This window comes from Bacillus sp. LB7, assembly GCF_030449715.1.
In the GTDB taxonomy this organism is placed as follows: Bacteria; Bacillota; Bacilli; order Bacillales; family Bacillaceae; genus Bacillus; species Bacillus paralicheniformis.
The window spans coordinates 1-20,692 of sequence record NZ_JASGCA010000007.1 but is presented as its reverse complement, the minus strand read 5'-3'; the positions used below and the strand labels follow the sequence as shown (position 1 = coordinate 20,692).

At 43.7% G+C, this 20,692-nt stretch carries 30 protein-coding genes; 10 read left to right on the top strand and 20 right to left on the bottom strand.

Annotation, left to right across the window (positions count from 1 at the left end; translation table 11 throughout):
• Positions 1-96: 96 nt before the first annotated feature.
• Entirely contained in the window at positions 97-510 is a 414-nt protein-coding gene (locus QMZ64_RS11185; protein WP_265626920.1) for a CoA-binding protein, read from the bottom strand.
• A 178-nt stretch (positions 511-688) separates the two neighbouring features.
• On the opposite strand from QMZ64_RS11185, the gene plsY reads away from it, so the two are divergent.
• The 4 genes from plsY (at position 689) to QMZ64_RS11165 (ending at position 3,815) form a co-directional block, all read left to right on the top strand.
• Complete coding sequence (gene plsY, locus QMZ64_RS11180; protein ID WP_025809960.1) at positions 689-1,282, top strand: glycerol-3-phosphate 1-O-acyltransferase PlsY; 594 nt, start codon at positions 689-691, stop codon at positions 1,280-1,282.
• A 102-nt stretch (positions 1,283-1,384) separates the two neighbouring features.
• Entirely contained in the window at positions 1,385-1,672 is a 288-nt protein-coding gene (locus QMZ64_RS11175; RefSeq protein WP_020451611.1) for a HesB/YadR/YfhF family protein, read from the top strand.
• 296 nt (positions 1,673-1,968) lie between these two features.
• The gene (locus tag QMZ64_RS11170; protein WP_265626921.1) at positions 1,969-3,000 is read left to right on the top strand and encodes a YdcF family protein; all 1,032 of its coding nucleotides are present in this window, start codon (positions 1,969-1,971) and stop codon (positions 2,998-3,000) included.
• Between the two features lie 452 nt (positions 3,001-3,452).
• Positions 3,453-3,815, top strand: coding sequence for a YxeA family protein (locus QMZ64_RS11165; RefSeq protein WP_265626922.1), 363 nt, complete (start codon positions 3,453-3,455; stop codon positions 3,813-3,815).
• 191 nt (positions 3,816-4,006) lie between these two features.
• Here the strand turns inward: QMZ64_RS11165 and QMZ64_RS11160 are convergent, their stop codons facing one another.
• From QMZ64_RS11160 to acnA, 7 genes are all read right to left on the bottom strand, one after another.
• Positions 4,007-4,342: a hypothetical protein gene (locus QMZ64_RS11160; RefSeq protein ID WP_265626923.1), complete on the bottom strand. Its 336-nt coding sequence runs from the start codon at positions 4,340-4,342 to the stop codon at positions 4,007-4,009.
• On the bottom strand, positions 4,342-4,758 hold the full coding sequence (locus QMZ64_RS11155; protein WP_265626924.1) for a YbgC/FadM family acyl-CoA thioesterase: 417 nt from the start codon (positions 4,756-4,758) through the stop codon (positions 4,342-4,344). The genes QMZ64_RS11160 and QMZ64_RS11155 overlap by 1 nt, the downstream gene beginning before the upstream one ends.
• Positions 4,759-4,864: 106 nt before the next feature.
• A complete protein-coding gene (gene tlp / locus QMZ64_RS11150; RefSeq protein ID WP_075754568.1) occupies positions 4,865-5,101 on the bottom strand; it encodes a small acid-soluble spore protein Tlp in 237 nt (78 codons plus the stop codon).
• A 25-nt stretch (positions 5,102-5,126) separates the two neighbouring features.
• A complete protein-coding gene (locus QMZ64_RS11145; RefSeq protein WP_003182261.1) occupies positions 5,127-5,270 on the bottom strand; it encodes an acid-soluble spore protein N in 144 nt (47 codons plus the stop codon).
• Positions 5,271-5,338: 68 nt separating this feature from the next.
• The gene (locus QMZ64_RS11140; RefSeq protein ID WP_065643189.1) at positions 5,339-5,464 is read right to left on the bottom strand and encodes an FbpB family small basic protein; all 126 of its coding nucleotides are present in this window, start codon (positions 5,462-5,464) and stop codon (positions 5,339-5,341) included.
• Positions 5,465-5,535: 71 nt separating this feature from the next.
• Positions 5,536-6,042 (bottom strand): redoxin domain-containing protein, encoded by a 507-nt coding sequence (locus tag QMZ64_RS11135; protein ID WP_059231071.1) that lies wholly within the window; start codon positions 6,040-6,042, stop codon positions 5,536-5,538.
• Positions 6,043-6,111: 69 nt separating this feature from the next.
• The gene (gene acnA, locus QMZ64_RS11130; protein WP_265626925.1) at positions 6,112-8,838 is read right to left on the bottom strand and encodes an aconitate hydratase AcnA; all 2,727 of its coding nucleotides are present in this window, start codon (positions 8,836-8,838) and stop codon (positions 6,112-6,114) included.
• 234 nt (positions 8,839-9,072) lie between these two features.
• Here acnA and sspO point away from each other — a divergent pair, with 234 nt between their 5' ends.
• The 4 genes from sspO (at position 9,073) to QMZ64_RS11110 (ending at position 10,570) form a co-directional block, all read left to right on the top strand.
• A complete protein-coding gene (gene sspO / locus QMZ64_RS11125) occupies positions 9,073-9,219 on the top strand; it encodes a small acid-soluble spore protein O (protein WP_243940561.1) in 147 nt (48 codons plus the stop codon).
• A 39-nt stretch (positions 9,220-9,258) separates the two neighbouring features.
• On the top strand, positions 9,259-9,405 hold the full coding sequence (locus QMZ64_RS11120; protein WP_243940559.1) for a small acid-soluble spore protein P: 147 nt from the start codon (positions 9,259-9,261) through the stop codon (positions 9,403-9,405).
• A 124-nt stretch (positions 9,406-9,529) separates the two neighbouring features.
• Complete coding sequence (locus tag QMZ64_RS11115) at positions 9,530-9,937, top strand: Hsp20/alpha crystallin family protein (RefSeq protein ID WP_243940557.1); 408 nt, start codon at positions 9,530-9,532, stop codon at positions 9,935-9,937.
• 204 nt (positions 9,938-10,141) lie between these two features.
• Positions 10,142-10,570 carry a DUF2621 family protein gene (locus QMZ64_RS11110; protein WP_243940554.1) on the top strand — a complete coding sequence of 143 codons (429 nt, stop codon included), beginning with the start codon at positions 10,142-10,144 and terminating at the stop codon, positions 10,568-10,570.
• A 35-nt stretch (positions 10,571-10,605) separates the two neighbouring features.
• On the opposite strand, the gene QMZ64_RS11105 is transcribed toward QMZ64_RS11110, so the two are convergent.
• The 3 genes from QMZ64_RS11105 to QMZ64_RS11095 form a co-directional block, all read right to left on the bottom strand.
• Positions 10,606-11,100 carry a CcdC family protein gene (locus QMZ64_RS11105; RefSeq protein ID WP_116758574.1) on the bottom strand — a complete coding sequence of 165 codons (495 nt, stop codon included), beginning with the start codon at positions 11,098-11,100 and terminating at the stop codon, positions 10,606-10,608.
• Positions 11,101-11,178: 78 nt separating this feature from the next.
• Positions 11,179-11,544, bottom strand: coding sequence for a response regulator (locus QMZ64_RS11100; RefSeq protein ID WP_265626926.1), 366 nt, complete (start codon positions 11,542-11,544; stop codon positions 11,179-11,181).
• An 83-nt stretch (positions 11,545-11,627) separates the two neighbouring features.
• Positions 11,628-12,335: a cytochrome c biogenesis protein CcdA gene (locus QMZ64_RS11095; protein WP_065643193.1), complete on the bottom strand. Its 708-nt coding sequence runs from the start codon at positions 12,333-12,335 to the stop codon at positions 11,628-11,630.
• A gap of 242 nt (positions 12,336-12,577) precedes the next feature.
• Here QMZ64_RS11095 and QMZ64_RS11090 point away from each other — a divergent pair, with 242 nt between their 5' ends.
• Positions 12,578-12,739 carry an aspartyl-phosphate phosphatase Spo0E family protein gene (locus QMZ64_RS11090; RefSeq protein WP_276320352.1) on the top strand — a complete coding sequence of 54 codons (162 nt, stop codon included), beginning with the start codon at positions 12,578-12,580 and terminating at the stop codon, positions 12,737-12,739.
• An 80-nt stretch (positions 12,740-12,819) separates the two neighbouring features.
• On the opposite strand, the gene QMZ64_RS11085 is transcribed toward QMZ64_RS11090, so the two are convergent.
• The 6 genes from QMZ64_RS11085 to yneA form a co-directional block, all read right to left on the bottom strand.
• Positions 12,820-13,038: a YneF family protein gene (locus QMZ64_RS11085; RefSeq protein WP_003182236.1), complete on the bottom strand. Its 219-nt coding sequence runs from the start codon at positions 13,036-13,038 to the stop codon at positions 12,820-12,822.
• Between the two features lie 84 nt (positions 13,039-13,122).
• Positions 13,123-13,560: a sporulation inhibitor of replication protein SirA gene (gene sirA, locus QMZ64_RS11080; RefSeq protein ID WP_043926445.1), complete on the bottom strand. Its 438-nt coding sequence runs from the start codon at positions 13,558-13,560 to the stop codon at positions 13,123-13,125.
• A 154-nt stretch (positions 13,561-13,714) separates the two neighbouring features.
• Positions 13,715-15,718 carry a transketolase gene (gene tkt, locus QMZ64_RS11075; protein ID WP_265626927.1) on the bottom strand — a complete coding sequence of 668 codons (2,004 nt, stop codon included), beginning with the start codon at positions 15,716-15,718 and terminating at the stop codon, positions 13,715-13,717.
• A gap of 163 nt (positions 15,719-15,881) precedes the next feature.
• Positions 15,882-16,115: a DUF896 domain-containing protein gene (locus QMZ64_RS11070; RefSeq protein ID WP_265626928.1), complete on the bottom strand. Its 234-nt coding sequence runs from the start codon at positions 16,113-16,115 to the stop codon at positions 15,882-15,884.
• 65 nt (positions 16,116-16,180) lie between these two features.
• On the bottom strand, positions 16,181-16,828 hold the full coding sequence (locus QMZ64_RS11065) for a YneB family resolvase-like protein (RefSeq protein WP_265626929.1): 648 nt from the start codon (positions 16,826-16,828) through the stop codon (positions 16,181-16,183).
• 18 nt (positions 16,829-16,846) lie between these two features.
• Positions 16,847-17,158 carry a cell division suppressor protein YneA gene (gene yneA, locus QMZ64_RS11060; RefSeq protein ID WP_020451592.1) on the bottom strand — a complete coding sequence of 104 codons (312 nt, stop codon included), beginning with the start codon at positions 17,156-17,158 and terminating at the stop codon, positions 16,847-16,849.
• A 151-nt stretch (positions 17,159-17,309) separates the two neighbouring features.
• On the opposite strand from yneA, the gene lexA reads away from it, so the two are divergent.
• A complete protein-coding gene (lexA, locus tag QMZ64_RS11055; protein WP_020451591.1) occupies positions 17,310-17,933 on the top strand; it encodes a transcriptional repressor LexA in 624 nt (207 codons plus the stop codon).
• Between the two features lie 201 nt (positions 17,934-18,134).
• Here lexA and QMZ64_RS11050 read toward each other — a convergent pair whose 3' ends face one another.
• The 3 genes from QMZ64_RS11050 to QMZ64_RS11040 form a co-directional block, all read right to left on the bottom strand.
• Positions 18,135-18,563, bottom strand: a complete 429-nt coding sequence (locus QMZ64_RS11050; RefSeq protein WP_301441310.1) for a NucA/NucB deoxyribonuclease domain-containing protein — start codon at positions 18,561-18,563, stop codon at positions 18,135-18,137.
• A 309-nt stretch (positions 18,564-18,872) separates the two neighbouring features.
• Positions 18,873-19,712, bottom strand: coding sequence for a thymidylate synthase (locus QMZ64_RS11045; protein ID WP_026579651.1), 840 nt, complete (start codon positions 19,710-19,712; stop codon positions 18,873-18,875).
• A 59-nt stretch (positions 19,713-19,771) separates the two neighbouring features.
• Positions 19,772-20,533: a hypothetical protein gene (locus tag QMZ64_RS11040; protein WP_265626930.1), complete on the bottom strand. Its 762-nt coding sequence runs from the start codon at positions 20,531-20,533 to the stop codon at positions 19,772-19,774.
• Positions 20,534-20,692: the final 159 nt, after the last annotated feature.

The following is a 20,692-nucleotide window of genomic DNA, read 5'->3' as shown; positions in this document are numbered from 1 at the left end:
CAAGACTTATTGTAGCCGTTTTCCACAGCAATTCGCAAACATATTCTCGCATAAAAAAGACAAAAACCCTTGAAAAAACAAGGATTTTTGTCTTTTTTATGCCGATTTTGTTAACGCGTGCGCCACTTTTATACACAAATCCATAATCACCGTATAGCCTTTTTCGCTCAGAAGCCGATAAGCCTCTTCGTTGACAAGCCCCTGCTGCGCCCAAAACACATCTGCGTCTATCTCCAGGAATTCCTTTGCGACATCGGGCAGATGTTCGGATCTTCTGAACACATTGACGATATCAATATGTCCTTCAATGTCTTTTAATGATGCCACAGCCTTGACGCCCAGCGCTTCATCTATGGCCGGATTGACAGGGATGATGTCATATCCCGCGTCCTGCATCGCTTTTGATACCATGTGCGATGTTCTTTCAGGATTGTCGGACAGGCCGACTACCGCGATTCGTTTGCTGTTTTCAAGAATGCTTTTGATTTCCTGTTTAGAAGGGTTTTCCATGGCGATCACTCCTTTTACGTTCAGTTTACACGAAAGCAAAGGCGATAATCAAAATTTTCATATGATTAGGGCGCATTATCTTGTATGATATATACGGTACTTTTAAAGAAAAGCCGTCATGAAAGGCGCCTCTCATGTTAAAATAAAGAGAAGGGATCATCTAAAAAGGAGAAATGAAATGTTAATTGCTTTATTATTTGTTTTAGCCTATCTACTCGGCAGCATTCCGTCCGGCTTAATTGTCGGAAAGGCCGCCAAAGGAATCGACATCAGGGAACACGGCAGCGGCAATCTTGGCGCCACCAATGCATTCCGGACACTTGGGGTGAAAGCCGGCTCCATCGTGGTGGCTGCGGATATTTTGAAAGGGACGCTCGCCGCCTTTCTGCCCGCCATCCTCCACATCGGCGTACACCCTTTGTTGGCCGGTGTAGCCGCAGTCATCGGGCATATGTTCCCTGTGTTCGCAAAATTTAAAGGCGGAAAAGCTGTCGCTACTTCCGGAGGCGTATTGCTTTGCTATCAGCCTTTTCTGTTTCTCACAATGATTGCGGTGTTCTTTCTGTTTTTGTATATCACAAAATATGTATCGCTTTCTTCCATTTTAACCGGCTTGTATACAACGGTTTACAGCCTGTTTACCAAAGATCTTTTATTGGTGGCAGTCGTCGCCTTTCTAACGGCGTTTGTCGTATACAGACACAGGACGAACATTAAACGCATTATGGATAAAACCGAGCCTAAAATCAAGTGGATGTCCGGCAAAAAATGAGCCTGTCCGAAAAACATTATATTTTCATGATCGGACAAAATCGTTATATACTATAAATAGATTCAGCATGCTTTGAAACAAATGATGAAGGAGTGCTTGCCCGTGAATTTGAAAATTAATGAAGAGGCGCTTAAATGGTATAAGGACGAGCTTGATTTAAAAGAAGGAGATCAGGTTCGCTTCTTTGTCCGCTACGGAGGCTGCAGCAATGTTCAAAAAGGCTTCTCCCTTGGGGTTTCCAAAGATGAGCCGCAGCAAATCGGTGTGAGTGCGGAAAAAGACGGCATTACGTTTTTCGTTGAAGAAAGTGATGTATGGTATTTCGACGGCCATGATCTGCTTGTCACCTATAATGAATCTTCGGAAGAGCCTGTTTTTGAATATCAGTAAAAAAGAGCATTTTTTCAGCTTGCAGAGAAACTCTTGTTATTCTGCAAGTTTTTTTATTTTTTATCTTAATTAAAGTACCGAAAAAAAGACTTCCGACACATAGGCCGGCTTGCCTGAGTGTGCGGCACATGCACACCGTGCGCTGCGTACACCTCCCCGAACAAATGAGTAAGGTACAGATTTTGTATATCTAAAATGCAGTTCGTCTAAAATAAAGCGGCAAGGATTTTCCCATTCTTCAAGATTTTTTCACAATCTTCTATTATACAGAGTCATTGACATCGAGGTGTTTGGACATGTTTTACGGTGTGATAACCTTTATTTTGCTAGCTGTTTTTCTGATCTTTTATTTAACGGACCGAAGAAGGATCATCAACGGTTTTTTATTCAATCTATTTTTTTGTTCATTTCTTGTTCTATCCTACTATCTGGCATACGTTGTCGGAATCGGATTTTTCAGACTGTTCGTCATTCTACCGCTGCTGATCTTTTTCTTTATCCTAACGTTTGGTCTATTTGCTTTAATGATCGGGTTATTTCTGAATGCGAGAATTCTTATCAAAAGAGAAGGACGACGATTGTCTAATTGTTTGACTTTAATTTCCGGGTTAGGCATTATCATATTTTTCCTATTGTCAGTGATTGACCCCGCTCGTTTTTTATCGCCAAATGTTCAGCCATTGTTTGCGGGATCATCGCTTATTACGGTCTATTTCTTTTTTCATTTAACAAATTTCTTAACAGCTTATTTTCTATATCAATTTAACAGACCGAAGCTTAATCAGGATTACATCATCGTTCTCGGGAGTGGATTAATTAACGATACAGTACCGCCGCTTTTAGCAAGCAGGATCAATAAGGCTGTCGATTTTTATTGGAAACAGACAGCTGTTGCTTCTCCGCCGAAAATCATCTTCTCCGGCGGGCAAGGACCTGATGAAAATCTTTCTGAAGCTGAAGCGATGCAAAGATATGCTTTAAAAAAAGGGATACCCGGAGAGCACACTTTGAAAGAAGACCGTTCTGTCAATACATATCAAAATATGCTTTTCTCCAAACAACTGATGGACTCATTAACAGACGGCAAATATAACAGCATCTTCACAACAAACAATTTCCATCTGTTCCGCGCCAGCCTATATGCAAAACGAGCAGGCTTGAAAAGCGACGGCATCGGTTCAAAAACCGCTTTTTATTATTGGCCGAACGCCATGATCCGTGAATATATCGCTGTGGTTGTGATGAATCGTAAACGGCATAGCATTGTCGTAGGAACGATATTGGGTTTTTCTATACTTTTGACCGCAATTCATTTTTTCATTGATTAAAACGTCAAACATGCGTCTTGAGATGTTGGTTTGTCTGGATGGCACCAACAAGAATGCTATTGATGGAAGTCTCGATGGATTATGATGGGTATTTTTGAAGGACATCTTCACCAGAAAGATGTCTTTTTGCTTGGAAAATATAATTTCACTACACCGATGATTCAAATAGAATGGAAAACGATTTTCCCGCTATTTCGCAAAAACCTCCCCTTCTTTTATCTGCAACAAGCCGCAACTGAAAAGTGATGGTCTCAAATGCTAAAGCCTCAATTGACCCTTATCAGATCTAATGGTGAACAGATTCTTTTTTCTCAATGCTTCTCTCTGCTTCAAGTAGCTGTTTTTTTGGTGCGCTTGAACTTTAAATGCTTACAAAAGTGAAAGGAATATGTAAGAAAAATCAATAGTTTCGTTTGGAGGTTTTATATATGATGGGTTCGAGGTGATAAATAATGAAATGGTTTTTAGGGATTTTAACGGCAGGACTGATAATTTTGGCCGGGGGCTACTTTTTATATTCCGGATATTATTCAACGGAAGATTATTACGTCAAAATTACAAAAGATCCAAAAGTCGTGAAAGAAAAAGCGAGTGATGGATACACATATATAAATTATAACTATGATGTTACAGGTTATGATAAAGATGGAAAACCCAAAAACCTAAAACTCTCTTCTCAGGAAAAAATGCAGAAAGGTCAGTATTATATTATTCATTGGGAAGACAGAAGGGACATCATATCCAGCAAAGAAAAAGTAAGCGAGAAGCAAATAGATCAGGACATCATGCACAAATTAAACAATCAAAATGAATGAGACGCTCACTCTGCTCCCTAAAACTTCTTGTTTTAGGGACTTTTTTATGAAAAATAAAATGACTGCGGCCTTACCAAGGGATGAAAAACACTGAGGTACGACATCATTGAAACTAAAGATATCGTTCCGTCTTTTTCTCCTTCAATTTTTGCTCAACAGGATGAAACAAGCAAGGACAATGCTTGCTTGTTTCAAGGGTGTCCGGGTTTCTCTAAAACATCGAATGATTCGAGCCTGAAACGCTTGATATGGCTTGAGAGCTTTTCTTGTTTTAAAATCTCGATCTGCTTCTCTCCCAATAAATCAAAGTGAGGAAATTTGCTTCTTTTATGGATCCACTCTTTTTTCAGTCCGTACTGTTTGCCCCACTCTGCAAGCTTATCAATGTTGCCGCATCCTGCTTTTGTCACGGTATTGACATCCGGATACCTATCATCGAGCCAGTAATGCGTGAGGAACGCAACTTCGCCGTTTGAAACGGCGCGCTTCCATTCGTTCAGCTCGTTTCTTTTAATCCCGAACGCCATTACTTTTTGGCCTCTTCATAAGCTTCATGCCACTTTGGATAAAGCTTGCGGAACTGAACCGGTTTGAAGCTGTTCCCGTCAACGCAAATATGGGACGATGTGGCCTTCACAGCGGTTTCACTAGCGGAATTGAAGATTTCATACCCATATACCGTTTTAAAGCCGTTATATTCTTCAATCCACGTATGTACCGTCGCGGTTTCACCGTAGCGAAGAGGTTTGACGTAGCGGACATTGATATCCACGACAGGCGACAGGATGCCGTCTTTCTCCATTTCGGCGTAAGAGAAGCCGAGTTCTTTAATTAAAGCCGTCCGTCCTACCTCCATCCAAATCAAATAATTGGCGTGATAAACGACGCCCATTTGATCTGTTTCGGCATAGCGGACTTCTATTTCTTTTTTTGAGACGTACAAATTCCCTCTACTCCCTTTTCACAATGTATATAATCCAATTTTAGCATATACAATGGGCAAAAACACGACAGACGGCTTCCATGCAAAAAAACCAGGTCGCCCTGGTTTATTGGTGATATCCGTTTTCGCGGTCTTCCGCCTCGTCATGGATTTCATTACGCATCGCCTCAATGCTTTCATTTCGGCGTTGATTTTTTTCGCGGATCTGCTCCTGTTCCGCCTCGTTGGCAAAAGACAGCTGCTCCTCAGACTCCTCGATATTTTCGATTGTGTTCTGCACCATGTCTTGAAGCTTCTCCACGTTGTCTGATCTGTCATCCGGATGATGTTTTTGGTGTGTCATGCGGGTCTCTGCCTCCTTTTCTTCTTTACTCGCCTTTTGTCTGCATAATGATCGGCGTTTCTCCTGATTTATCATGCATCTTTTTTCCTTTGTTGCGTTTATATTCTACCGGTTTTGTCCCAAGATGGCTCGGGGCAAATTTAGACTGTTTGTCATGTTCCCTCGGCATGTCTATCCCTCCTTTTCAGCATTAGGATTCTCAAAAAGGAGCGTAAACATGAATCGATTTTTAAAAAGTCACTTCAGCTTAAATTTCTCTTCAAGCTTATCTTCCAGCCGATCAAGAAACTCCTGGTTGGTCATGAGCTCCTTTTTGTTTTCCAAGACAAGTTCTTCAAATGTCCGCCTTTTCGCTTTTTTCATGTTGAATCACCTCCAGCTTGTTTTCATTTTCACCATTTTTTGGGCAATATAAGCAAAAAAGCCGGGATTTTTTATAATCCCAGCTTTTCTTCCATATTCTTTTTCGACATCGTGCCAAGGACGATATCTTTAATGATTCCGTTTTCATCAATAATAAATGTCGTCGGATACGAAAAAATCTCGTATTTCGCATTGATGCCCGTTCGGTCTAAGACGATGGGAAAATGTAAACCGTGCCTTTCGGCAAACGTTTTGACCGACTCTTCGTTTTTCTCGGAAGATGTAAAGTTGACGGCCAAAACAGCAATGTCCTGATTTTCGTTTTGGAGTTCTTCCATTGCAGGCATTTCTGTTTCACACGGTTTACACCAGGTCGCCCAAAAGTTTAACAGCACTTTTTTTCCTTTAAAGTCTGATAAAGATACATCGTTTCCATCCTTTAAAGACGGAAGCGTAAAATCAGGCGCCTTGTCTCCTTTCGCAATGCCGATTTCGGCTTCCTTTTGCCCTGTAAAGTTCCATACCGCAAGACCGGCCAAAACGAAAAGAAACGCGGCAGCCAGCAATTTTTTCATCATCGGCATCCTCCAATTCAGGATCACGCTGAAAAAAGAAGAGAAAGCTAAAGGCTCTCTCTCCTCATTCAATTACTGTTTCATTTTATTGCGGAGCACCATTTGCAGGATTCCGCCGTGACGGTAATAATCGATTTCCACTTCGCTGTCAAAGCGGACAACAGCTTCAAACGACTTGACTGTGCCGTCTTCGGCAATCGCTTTGACTTGAACGAGATCGCGCGGGCGCACCGTCTCACTCACGTCAACTTCAATCGTTTCTTTCCCGGTCAAACCGAGCGTTTCAGCGTTTTCTCCCTCTTTAAATTGAAGCGGAAGCACGCCCATCAGCACAAGGTTGCTTCTGTGAATTCTTTCAAAGCTTTCTGCAATGACGGTTTTGATGCCGAGCAGATTTGTTCCTTTTGCCGCCCAGTCGCGGGAAGAACCCATTCCATAGTCTTTTCCGGCAATGACGACCAGACCTGTGCCGTCTTCTTTATACTTCATGCAGGCATCATAGATGGACATTACTTCTTCTGTCGGCCAATACGTTGTATAACCGCCTTCTGTACCAGGAGCGATCTGGTTTTTGATTCTGATGTTGGCGAATGTTCCCCTCATCATGACTTCATGGTTTCCGCGTCTTGAACCATATGAGTTGAAGTCTCTAGGAGAAACGCCTTTTTCCTGCAAATATTTTCCGGCCGGCGTGTCTTTGCCGATCGCTCCCGCAGGAGAAATATGGTCAGTCGTGACAGAATCTCCGAATTTGCCGACAATGCGCAAACCTTTAAGCGGTTCAACCGTACCAGGCTCAACTGACATGTTTTCAAAGAACGGCGGGTTTTGAATGTAAGTGGACTCTTCATCCCATTTATACAGGGCTTCATCCGTTGTTTCAATTGCATTCCAGCGTTCATTGTCATCAAATACGCGCTCATATTCTTTTCTGAACAGCTCAGGAGTAACGGTTTGCTTCACGACGGAGTTGATTTCGTCCATCGTCGGCCAAATATCGTTGAAGTATACGTTTTGACCGTCTTCTCCGACGCCGATCGGTTCGTTTTTCAAGTCAATATCTACCGTGCCCGCCAATGCATAGGCCACGACAAGCGGCGGAGACGCCAGGTAGTTTCCTTTGACAAGCGGATGAATCCGGCCTTCAAAGTTACGGTTTCCGGAAAGGACAGACGTAATCAGCAGGTCGTTTTCGGCAACCGCTTTTTCGATTTCAGGCGCAAGCGGACCGGAGTTCCCGATACATGTCGTACAGCCGTATCCGACGATGTTAAATCCAAGCTCGCGCATATACGGAAGCAGGCCTGAATTGACTAAGTATCCTGTTACGACTTTTGAACCCGGAGCCAGGGATGTTTTCACATAGTTCGGTACTTTCAATCCCAGTTCAACCGCTTTTTTAGCGACAAGGCCCGCACCGATTAAGACATAAGGGTTTGATGTATTTGTGCAGCTGGTAATCGCCGCAATTGCGATCGCACCCGTTTTCATAACGGCTTCTTCGCCGTTTTCAAGCTTAAATTTGATTTCTTTGTCAGCCTCACTCGCGTTTAAACCGAATCCCTGGTTGCCCGCAGGGCTTGCCAAATGCTTGTGGAACGTCTCTTTCATGTCAGTCAGCGGAATGAGATCCTGAGGACGCTTCGGACCTGAAAGATTCGCTTCAACTTTTGACAAGTCAATTTCAACGATATCGGTAAATACGGGATCTTCCTGATCAGGCGTGTAGAACAATCCGTTTTGACGGCAATATTCTTTCACCACATTGATATGTTCTTCATCACGGCCTGTTAAACGCATGTATTCCAATGCTTCCTCATCAACAGGGAAAAAACCGCAAGTCGCGCCGTATTCAGGAGCCATATTTGCGATTGTCGCACGGTCTGCAAGCGGAAGTTCCGCAACACCCGGTCCGAAGAATTCGACGAACTTTCCGACCACGCCTTTTTCACGCAGCACCTGTGTTACTTTAAGCGCCAAGTCTGTCGCCGTCGTGCCGTTCGGCAGCTTTCCGACAAGCTTCGCTCCGATTACTTCAGGTACAGGGAAATATGAAGGCTGGCCGAGCATGCCCGCTTCAGCTTCAATTCCGCCGACGCCCCAGCCGAGAACGCCGATTCCGTTGATCATCGTTGTATGGGAGTCAGTACCGACAAGCGTGTCAGGATAAGCGACAATCTCGCCGTCTTCTTCCACAGCATGGACAACGTTTGCCAAATACTCAAGGTTCACCTGGTGAACAATACCTGTAGCAGGTGGAACAGCTTGATAGTTATTAAACGCTTTCTTAGCCCAGCTTAAAAATTTGTAACGCTCTGCATTTCGTTGGAATTCAAGATCCATATTAATTGTCAATGCATCTTCCGTACCCGCTTTGTCAACTTGTACGGAGTGGTCGATGACAAGGTCTACCGGTATTTCAGGATTGATTTTATCCGGATCTCCGCCGACTGAAGCCATCGCTTTTCTTAATGAAGCAAGGTCAACAACGGCTGGAACGCCGGTAAAGTCCTGCAAAATAACGCGGGATGGTTTGAAAGGAACGTCAATATCCTTTAATTCGGCAGTGCCCCATTTTGCCAAGTTTTCAACGTGTTCCTTTGTAATGACTCTCCCGTCTACTTGACGAAGAACGGATTCGAGCAAAACTTTAATGGAATAAGGCAGTTTTGATACGTTTCCGATTCCTTGATCCTCTAATGCTTTTAAAGAATAATAGCTGTACGTTTTGCCTTGTACTGTAAACGTTTTTCTTGATTGAAAAGCGTCTTTTTTTGCGACTTGTTGCTGATTCGCCATTTCTCCAAAATCCCCCTTTAAAGATCAAGATCATACGCCAGAAAAATCGGCATATTTCACCACAATTTTCTCACAATTTAATCTTAAAACAATTTTAAACATAAGTAAATATCAATGTTTTTATTAAATTCAATAAGAATGCCTTATATACGGAAAAAAGTTTATTTTACTGGAAATACATTTTTTTATACAATACACCCGCTAAGGCTATACTACAGTCTGAGGTGATCGAAAATGGCCAAACGAAAAGCAAACCATGTCATCAATGGAATGAACAATGCTAAACGCCAAGGAAACGGCGCGGGATATATTGAAGATGACCAGCATATTCTCACTGAGGCGGAACGCCAAAACAACAAAAAACGGAAGAACAATCAATAAATACTAAAATCCTTCATGATGGCTTAGGAGGTTAAGACATTGACAAATAAAAACGACGGCAAAGATATGCGCAAAAACGCACCGAAAGGAGCTCAGCATGGGCAGCCAGAGCCCTTGAGCGGAAGCAAAAAAGTTAAAAACCGGAACCATACGAGACAAAAACATAATTCCAGTCACGATATGTAATATTTTCCGCGTCTTTCACGGCGCGGTTTTGACTTTAACTCTCTGCTGGCGATGCAACCTCCTTCACATGAATTCACAGCTGTGCATAATCTAACGGTAAGGCTAGGTATGGAGGAATGATCAAATGACAAATACAAAACGTTTCGATTCCGCAGATTTTGATAAAGAATGGATGAAACAGTTTGTTGACGACCCTTTTCTCCTCTATGATGAGACTTTACCGATTGACCTTTACGAAACGAGCACTGAATATATAATCGAAGCAGATTTAAGCCGCTTGAATGCCCGGAACCTTGACATGACGTTTTCCGGCTACGATTTCAAGCTTGCGGTTAAAACCGATGAACAGCATTACGAAAAATCGCTGATGCTTCCTTTCTTTTTGAATGACAAACAGATCGAAGCGGAATGCGAAAACAGCATTCTTGCAGTTAAAATCAATAAGGAAGCAAGCCAAGAGGAAGTTTCGCTTTCATTTCATATTCCTTTTATATCATACATGCACAACAAGCAGAACCCGGACAGCGCTTAAAACACTTTGCCATCCGGGTTTTTTCCGTTCGTTCGTCAAATATCCGCTAGCAATTCTCTATGGCCGATTAGGGAATTGCTATACAATAGATTATGTTCTAGCATCTCTTTTGATCAGGCCGGTGTCCCATTTTATATTATTTTTTCTATGTTCTTCTAAAACGCCTTCATGTAAAATAGGTTATAGACAAAGGAGTGATGAGAGATGCTGGAAGGATGGTTTTTATGGCTGATGCTCGCTTGGATCGTCATCATGATCGTCCTCTTGTCAATCGGCGGTTTTTTCATGTTTCGCAAATTTTTAAAAAGGCTGCCTAAAGAAGATGGGAAATCTGAGCTGGACTGGCAGGATTATTTTATTGAACGGACAAGGCATTTGTGGAATGACGAAGAAAAAGAACTGCTTGAAGAATTGGTTTCTCCCGTACCCGAACTGTTTCGCGATGTAGCAAAAGCGAAAATCGCCGGAAAGATCGGAGAGCTCGCATTGAAGGAAAAAGCCGACGCAATCGACCGGGATTTAATCGTCAGAGGCTATATTATGGCCACACCGAAAAGAGACCATAAATTCCTCGTGAAGCGTTTAAAAGAAAAGAACATTGATCACTCTTCATATCAAGAGCTTTTTAAATAAACAAAACCTTTCCTGAAAGAAGGAAAGGTTTTGTTTTAATTGACCTGTATGTGATTTGACGCTTCAATCTGGCTTGAAAGCTTTCTGAACGATAAAAACATGGCAATCCGCCAAGGAACGATCATCCCGAAAGCCAGAATCCAAAACATTCCGCTCAGTGCGCCGTAATCAATCGTTGTGCTTAATATGCTCTTCATCACAATCCGGATGACGAGCAGCGCAATTAAAATAAACACAAACGATTTGGAGCGTTTAATATAGATTTTATCATCGCGGATTTCAAATTTTGAGGTTTTAATTAAGAAAATAGAAAAGATCATGCCCACTGTGAGAGCTTCCAAAAATTCGGCACCGGTCACGTGGAACATCGGAAATAAAAACATGAGAGCACCGGTGCTCATAAAAATCGGAGGCAGTATAATTTTTTTGGCCGTAGCCGGTTTTTCAGATGACTTGATTCTGACAGCCATGACAATGACGGCCATCACGACGGCAAGTATAGATGAAACGACGATCATCATACATATCATCCCTTTTTCTAAAGCTAATTTCTCTACTTGTTACTATACTCCAAAACGAAGAAAAAAACCATGTTCAAGTTTTCAGCTTTAAGGATTTCCGAGCACGTGGCGGATCGCTTCGATGACTTTCGTCTCCTCGAAAGGCTTGACGATAAAGTCCTTGGCTCCGGCTTCGATCGCTTCAACAACGATTCGCTTTTGCCGCATGGCCGTACACATGATCACTTTCACCTTCGGGTTCAGCTTGATCATGTCCTTTAAAGCTTCAATCCCGTTTTTCACAGGCATCGTAATATCCATGATAACCAAGTCCGGCTGCAGCTCTTGATAAAGCAAAACAGCTTCTTCCCCGTTCCCGGCTTCACCCGCGACTTGCAAGTCTTCTGTTTCAAGTATTTCTCTGATTTTATCTCTCATAAATTTTGCATCATCAACAATTAAAACCCTTGTCATACTCCCCTCCAACATCATTATTCAATTTTGCTGTGAATCAGTCCTATTGTAACAAAAAACCAAGGCGGTTCTTAGCCAGGTTTCTAAAAGCCTCTGAAATCGCCGAACAGGCCTGACAGTACGATAATGATTTTCGTCATCCAGTCAAAGAACAGCAGGATTCCGACTACAATCATTGCAATTCCGCCGATCTTCATGATGATGAGCTGATGCTTCCGAAGCCATTTCATCTTTGTAATGAAAAAAGACAGGAGCAGAAACGGCAGGCTGAATCCGAGCGCATAAAGCACCATATAAGGCACAGCCGACATCGGGTTCGTTCCGGCGAGGGTGATGACCGCTGCAAGAATCGGACCGGTGCAGGGCGTCCAGCCGGCGGCAAATGCCATTCCGATTCCGACAGAACCGAGCAGGCCGCCGGGCCTGTTTTTAAAATGGAGGCGCCTTTCTTTCATTAAAAATTCAGGCTTAAAAACCCCCAGTGTGACAAATCCGAAAAAGATGATAAATACCGCGCCAAGCTGCCTGATGAGCTGATGATAATCCTTAAAAAAGGACCCGACAAGCGATGTGCTGTAGCCGAGAGCCACAAAGATCATCGAAAAGCCAATCAGGAAAAAGATCGTATGTATCAGGCTCCTTTTTTGAAACATAAGTCTGTCAGAATGGATTTCACTCATGCTGACACCTGTAATATATGATAAAAAAGCGGGATACAGCGGCAGGCAGCATGGCGAAATAAACGATAGAAACCCTGCACCGAAAGCGAGAATATAGTTGATATCAGCCATCTCTTTCTCCCTTCTATTTTTTGGAATACCATGAAAGAAAATCATTTGATATGACAATTACATTTCAATTTCCTAACATATCACAAAAAAGGATGTTGGTTTCACGAATTTCTTTATATAATCAATTTTGACAATTTACCCTTATCACCTTCAGAATTGAAAAGGAACCTATATATGGATATAATAACATTTAGTAGGCAACAAAAAGATGATTTTTACAGAAGAAAGGATAAATTCCTGTGATGAAAGAAAATTTGCTTCATGAAATTGAGGAAAAAAGAAAAGAGCTGCTAAAAATCGTCATGACAAACGGCATGACTTCACATATCACCATTCAGCACAGCCAGCAGCTGGATATCCTTCTTTTGGAATACCAAAAACGATCTCTCGGACATACACAATAATCATAGATCAAAATAAAAAACCCGGAAGCGGGTTTTTTATTTTATAACCATGTTCCTTCTATGTCATAATCGCATTCGTATTATTTCGTTTGATTTTCCATGGCTTTCATCATTTGATTAATTTTCTTCTGGGATGGTTTCATACCCATCTGCATCATCATCATGCGCAGCATTTGTTCATTAATTGGCGGATTTTTTTTCAAATAGTTCATCATATATTTACGAGCAATAAAAAATCCGAGTGCAACACCTGCGAGCAATGCTAAAACGCCCACTAGGATGACAACCCATAAATCCATTTAATTTCCTCCTTCATGTTGTCTCGTATAAAGTGTACTAAACCAAACGCTATTATACAACATCTACAGTCCAAAATCTTTTTTTTATACAAAATTTCTTTCTTTCACAGGGTTCAGCCAGCCGTAACGTTTCATATTAAAATCCATCGCAAGGAAACACGGACTTACTTTCCGCAAAACCTCAAAGAAAACCGTTTCGGCATCGAATGGACCCTTCGCCAAAATCTCAATATGTCGGTCTTTGATAATAAAAGAAGCGCTTCCTTTTGGAACAATCAATCTGTATACATAGTCAACTTGTGTATAGTCTTCCCGGCAGAGGTTCATTTTCATTCTTTTGTGTATATGGGCAGCGGGAATCGGTTTTGTAATGAACTCGATCTGCTTGGCGGCTAATTGAGACTTTTGATCGGGGCTCGTCCAATGATAATCGTAAAACAGCTTGAACATGACAGACTCTCTTCCAAAATAATGGCCGGCAAATTCCTCTTCTATCAAATACGTGTAATAATGGCGTTCCATCACTGTCTCATCCCCCTGTTTCGAAGAATATATGCTTTCTATTATACAAAAGGGGGTTAGAAATGATTGTCTGATGATGATAAAAGAAGCGACTAATTTTGTCGAAACGAAAAAAAGAGAATGATCCGCAGATCATTCTCTTTCATATACCCGATTAGCGATTTAACAGCTTTTTCACCCGGTCAACTACATTTGCAGGCGTAAAACCGTATTCTTTCATGATCGTTTCGCCGGGAGCTGATGCACCGAAATGGTCGATTCCGAGAATGTCCCCGTCAGTGCCGGTATATCTCTCCCATCCGAGCGGCGATCCCATTTCAATTGCGAGACGCTTTGTCACATCAGTTGGAAGAACAGCATTTTTATATTCGGCCGGCTGCTTGTCGAAACGATCCCAAGACGGAACGCTGACAACGGATACGTCAATGCCTTCTTTTTTCAGCTCGCTTTGTGCGTCAAGCGCAAGGCCGACTTCAGATCCGCTCGCAAGCAAGATCGCTTCCGGTTTTTCGTTTTGACTTTTCGAAACGACATACCCACCTTTTTCAACGCCTTCATAAGCTGCTTCAGCAGACTGATCGATTGTCGGCAAGTTTTGGCGTGTCAACACAAGCGCAGTCGGCTGATTTTTTGATTGAAGCGCCAGTTTCCATGCTGCTGCTGTTTCATTTCCGTCCGCAGGTCTGATGACGGACAAGTTCGGCAGCGCACGAAGCGATGCCAGCTGTTCAATCGGCTCATGAGTCGGTCCGTCTTCTCCGACGGCAATGCTGTCATGTGTAAACACATATGTGACAGGAAGCCCCATTAATGCCGCAAGACGGATCGCAGGTCTCAGGTAGTCGGAGAAAACGAAGAACGTTCCGCCGAATACGCGAAGGCCTCCGTGGAGAGCCATTCCGTTCAAAGCTGCTCCCATCGCAAATTCCCGTACACCGAACCAGATATTTCTGCCGGCGTAATCTTTCGCTGAAAAATCTCCGCCGTTTTTGATTGTCGTTTTGTTGGAGCCGGCCAAGTCAGCGGATCCGCCAAAGAAAAACGGCACTTGTTGAGCGATTCCGTTTAACACTTCCCCTGAGGATGCACGCGAAGCAAGGCTGCTTCCTTTCTCATAAGCAGGTACTTTCTGATCCCAACCTTCAGGAAGCTCGCCTTTCATCGCAAGTTCAAGCTCTTCGGCAAGTTCCGGGTGGGCTTTCTTGTATGCGGAGAACAGCTCGTTCCATTCCGCCTCTTTTTTCTTGCCCGCTTCCTTCACTGTTTCGTTAAAGTGTTCGTACACTTCGGAAGGGACATGAAAATCTTCTTCGTATGTCCACTCATACGCTTCCTTCGTTAATTTCGCCTCTTCTGAGCCGAGCGGAGCGCCGTGAACGCCGGATGTTCCCGCGCGGTTTGGAGAGCCGAAACCGATCGTTGTTTTCACTTCAACTAATGTCGGCTGCTTTTCATTTTGTTTCGCTTTCTCGACGGCTGCCGTAATTTCAGCAATGTTATTGCCGTCTTCAACATAAAGCACTTCCCAATTCATCGCTTCAAAACGCTGCTTCACATTTTCAGAGAATGAGCGGTTTAATTCACCGTCAAGCGAAATGTCATTTGAATCATAAAGCACGATGAGACGGCCGAGGTTTAAATGTCCCGCAAGCGAAGCCGCTTCCGATGAAATTCCCTCCATCAAGTCTCCGTCACCGCAAATGCTGTATGTATAATGATCAACGACGCGATAGTCGTCACGGTTGTAAGTTTCCGCAAGGTGACGTTCAGCAAGCGCCATTCCGACAGCCATTCCAATTCCTTGGCCAAGCGGGCCTGTAGTCGCATCTACACCCGGAGTATGTCCGAATTCCGGATGCCCGGGCGTTTTGCTTCCCCATTGGCGGAAATTCTTGAGGTCTTCAATTGAAACGTCATACCCGCTTAAGTGAAGCATGCTGTACAGAAGCATTGATCCATGACCGGCAGACAGCACAAAACGGTCCCTGTTAAACCAATTCGGATTTTCAGGGCTGACATTCATCATTTTTGTCCAAAGCGCATAAGCCATCGGAGCAGTCCCCATCGGCATGCCCGGGTGACCGGATTTAGCTTTTTCAATCGCGTCTATGGAGAGTGTTCGTATTGTTGCGACAGATTTTAATTCAATCGTTTTCATTATGATCCCCTTCCTGTATGGACTCTACTTTCTTATCATAAATCTACCCATCGGTTTTCACAACCATTTCAGCTCAAAAGCAGTGAAAATTGACGAATCTTTGCCTTCATTTTAAATTGTAGTATATACAAAAAGGGAATACGATATCGGCGTATTCCCTAAATTAATGCAATCGGCGGTTTCTTTTTTCCTGTTTGAGCCTTTCAGGCGTCACATCATTACCTTCAGGGTCAACAATCGTCACAGTTTTCAACGTGTTTTTCATAGACGCGCGGACGCCTTGAAGATATTCCTGGCGAAGCTTCTGCTGTTCTGCTTTTTCTTCGTCTGTTAAAGATCCGCTCTTTGCTTTTTTGGCAAGCTCGTTAATTCTGGCTATTTTTTCATTAGAAATCATAAGATACTCCTTTGATTCGGTATATATCCATCATACTACTAAATCCGCTTTCGTTTGACAACAGATTAGTCTGCAAGGCCGTCCTTATACTCCTGGTAGCGGCGGTGAACGGTTGCTTTTGAAATGCTGTATCCGAACCCTCTCAACACGGCTGCAATCTCCGCAAACGTCAGCTTGTTCTCCCTGAGCCTGACGATTTCTGAAAGAGGCGCTTCGATCCGCTCTCTCCCGCCGCCTTCTTTGCGGTGTTTCAGATTCCTCTCCGGGCGGTAGCCGTTTTCGACCGCCTTCTTCATTCCCCGCTTAATCTTCAGGTTATGTATTTTCCGCTGGTATTCTTCGACAATGCCGACAATCTCCAAAACCATCGAATCCGCTTCGGAAAGCTCAAGCTTTCCCCGGTGAGCCAGCGTGTAGATTTGAACGCCTTCTTTATATAAACAGTGAAGAAGGGCAATTTTGGCATTCCCTCTTCCAAGCCGCGTATCATCCTGTATTAAAACCGCGTCGATGTCTGATGTTTTGATTTCCTCGAGCAGATCGAAGACGCCGTCGCGGTCCATCTCATATCCGCTCGCCTGCTCGGAAATGACGTTCACGACGTTCATCCCGTGCTCGGCGGCAAGCGACTGAAGCTCTTCAGCCTGCCGTTTTAATGAGGTTTCCTGCTGCTCCTTCGCAGTGCTTACCCTGGTGTAAATAATCGCATTCATGGAAATCCCCTCAATCTTTTATTCTACAACTGCAAGCTGATATTGATCGGAGTGCTGTTTGGCTACCGGCAGAACCAAGACATCGCCCGGTTTAATGACGGAAGTCGGCAGATTGTTTTTATCGGCGACCCATTCGATGAATTTTTGTTTGTCAGCGGGTTTTCCGCCTTTGATCCGGTCGGCCAGCTCCCACAATGTATCGCCTTCCTGCACTTCTATTTTAACATATTGCTTTCTTTCTTCGATTTTACCGGCAAAAGACACAAACAGAATACAACAGCTGATCACAGCAGTAAACAGACTGACAAAAATCAATGATTCTCTTTTCATATCCATCACCCCAGAATGTTTGTTCGGTTTTATGATTTCAGTATACATACGAACAAATGTTTCTGTCAATCGTTTTTTTCGAACCTATGTTTGTACTCAAAGGAAAAACATGCTATAATCTAGCTAAAATCGACGTTTTGAGGTGCAAAAAATGACGAAGCTATCAAAAAGACAACTTGATATTTTGCGTTTCATTAAAGAAGAAGTGAAACGCAAAGGCTATCCGCCTTCCGTCAGGGAGATCGGAGAAGCGGTCGGCCTGGCGTCAAGTTCAACGGTACACGGCCACTTGGCAAGGCTTGAAACGAAGGGATTGATCAGAAGGGATCCGACGAAGCCGAGAGCGATCGAAATTCTCGATACAGAGGAAGAAATTCACATTCCGAAAAACCAGGTTGTCAATGTCCCGGTCATCGGAAAGGTGACAGCCGGTACGCCGATTACCGCAGTCGAAAACATTGAGGAATACTTTCCGCTTCCTGACCGCCTGGCGCCGCCGGATGAGCATGTCTTCATGCTGGAGATCATGGGCGAAAGCATGATCGATGCCGGAATTCTTGATCAGGATTATGTGATAGTCAAACAGCAGAACACCGCAAACAACGGAGATATCGTCGTTGCGATGACCGAAGACGACGAAGCGACTGTTAAGCGGTTTTTCAAGGAAGAAACACATATCCGCCTTCAGCCGGAAAACCCGACGATGGAACCGATCATCCTCCAGAATGTGACGATTCTCGGAAAAGTCATTGGCGTATTCCGCACTGTTCATTAAAAAACGGACTCATCAGCAAAACCGCCGGCCGGCGGTTTTTTTTTTGCACGAAAAAACAGGCTCACATCCATACGGCAATGAAGGATGCGAGCCTGAAACAGAGGGATTGATCATATGCTTACATTACCATTATCCCCCAAAGTGGTTTTCTTGTCAACAAAAATGTTTCCTGGAGGAAACATTTTTTTCGTTGTCTCCCTTTTATTGAACGATAAACAAAATTCTCGTCCCGTCAGCGTAACCGCTCAGCCTGTTCCCGACCCAGGAACCGGCTCCGCGGTTATCCGATGAGCTGACATATCTGACCGACGCTCCTTTTCCTCCTTCTTCACACATGGCCATCGGCCATTCGTCACGGTCAAAGCCCGGCTTGGTCGGAATCCCCTTTAATGATTCCTGACGGCGCTTATCCGCTCCCGATCTTTCAATTGTGCAGACATCTGAATGGCCCGATTTGATTGCAGCGCTTATATGAGCACCGGTTTCAGGGTAGCGCGATGCCGGAAAATGCAATACGTCATCATACCTTGCAGCGCCTTCGGCATGCTGAGGAGAATATGCAGCCCCTCCCGAAAGCCCGAGCAGCACCAATGCGGAAAACAGCAGATGAACCGTCCATTTTTTGATCATGACAAAAACAACCTCCTCTTGTATATGCTGGTATCACTAACAGATTAAGAGAGAATTGTTTTTGCTTTTCGGGCTCTTTGTGAAAAAGACGTTTAGATTGTGTAAATAAACGTTTATTTTCTATGATCAAGTTAAATGCTCGGTCATGCCTGTGATAGAATTCCTCGATATTAAACTGCACGTGCTTTTGCGTCCGATCTAAACGTAAACACGTACATGCGGCTGTCAGATACGCAAACTTTTTCATCGATGTAGTTTTTTAAAATAATTCATTCACACAACAAAAAAACAGGCGGCAAATCCGCCTGTTCATACGGCAACTTCAAATGTCAGCTTGTCGCCGTGCTTATAGTCAATTAATTTAAAATCATCGATTGTAAAGTCATAAAAGTTTTTGATGTCCGGGTTGATCCACAGCTTCGGCGCTTCATACTGCTCGCGTTTCATCTGAATGTTTAAATTGTCGATGTGACGGGTATAGATGTGGCAGTCACCGATATTGAAGATGTATTCGCCCAGCTCATAACCGAGGACTTGGGCGATCATGCGCTGCAAGACGTTATATTGGAACACATTGAACGGGTTGCCAAGCGCCATGTCATTGCTTCTCGCTCTTACTTCCAAAGAAAGCTTTCCTTCCTTCACATACCATTGCGTCTCATAGACGCAGGGCGTCAAGGCCATGCCGTCCAAGTCATCGGGATTCCACAGCATAGTCAAATGCCTGCGTGAAGACGGGTTATGCTTCAACTGATGGAGCAAATAATCCACTTGATCGGCTTTCTGACCGTTAACCGTTCTGTTTTTCTTTGCTAATTGATAGCCGTACGCTGCTCCGATTGTGCCGTCTTCAAGCCGCCATTGATCCCAAATATGAACCCCCATATCGTTCAAAACTTGAACATCATTGGATTTCAGCTGCCAGATCCAAAGCAGCTCTTTAATGGCCGTTTTCCACGCCACCTTCTTCGTCGTCAAAATCGGCACTTCTGAATTGTCAAACCGCATTTTTTCGCTCATGATGCTCAGCGTATGAGCCGGCGTTCCGTCTGAATCCCACTTCGTCCGGACCTGATATTCTTCATCGGAGATCCCTGATTCAATAATTTTTTGAATGATTGCATTGTATTGCTGGTCATAATGGCTCATCTTATCCTCTCCTCTTTCCACATGATATGTATAAAATGAGTTTTTTTCAAGGTTTAAGATCATGCGCGGGTTTGATAAATCTCCAACGCTTTCCTGATAACATTTTTATCGTATCCAGTGACATCATGGATTTTCTCAGTCCAGCCTGCGATTGTGTCCGGCTTCGCTTCTCTGTATAATCCTTTGCTCGTGCTAAGATAGATGTCCCAGCCGCTGAATTCCCAATGCGCGATTTCATGTTGAAACGGAATTCTGCATTCCAGTAATGGCTCAGGCTTCAATGCCGCTTGCGAGTATTCAGCCGCCTCCCAAAAAACGGACATGTCAACAGGGTCTGTAAAGTAGACTTGAGTTGACACCTTTCCGTTCGGCCGATGGTAAAGGACCTTAACTCCGCCGGTTGTCGGCTTGACTTGAATTTGTGCTGCCGGGAAAAAACCGTCCAGCTTTTCACTGGTATAATCTTCACATTCGCAGTCGATCAGAATCGGCTGCAGCCATTGGTCTCCCAGATCACACAAAAAGCGCCGTCCTCTTTCATCAAGCGCGATGACTGCGGCATGCGCACGTTCTGTTTTGAACGAACGGCCGATCGGAAAAGCGTCCACTCCGTCTTTTGTAAACTCGTCCAGCAGCCAAATCGAAAGGTCAAAGCAATTACCGGCAATGCCGTACTCTAGGTGGTGTTCCTTCATCATTGATACGTTCCGCTGTTTCTGATCCCCTGCCTGATGATAAAACCATGCCTTTGTCAGCGTTTCCATCGGAAAAGCGTCGAATCTTCTCCACGTACGGAGAATGGCGTCCGGAGCAAACATCATCTTCCCTCCTGTCCAGAAGCGATTTTAACACTATTATATACGGGCGCCCGAGACGAAAAAAATCCCTTAGCAAGGGATTTTTCAGCTTGTCGACAAAGCCATAAAAAGTGGCTTGATCGACAAGCTTTTTTTGTTAAAATGTGAGTGAAATCTAGTTTT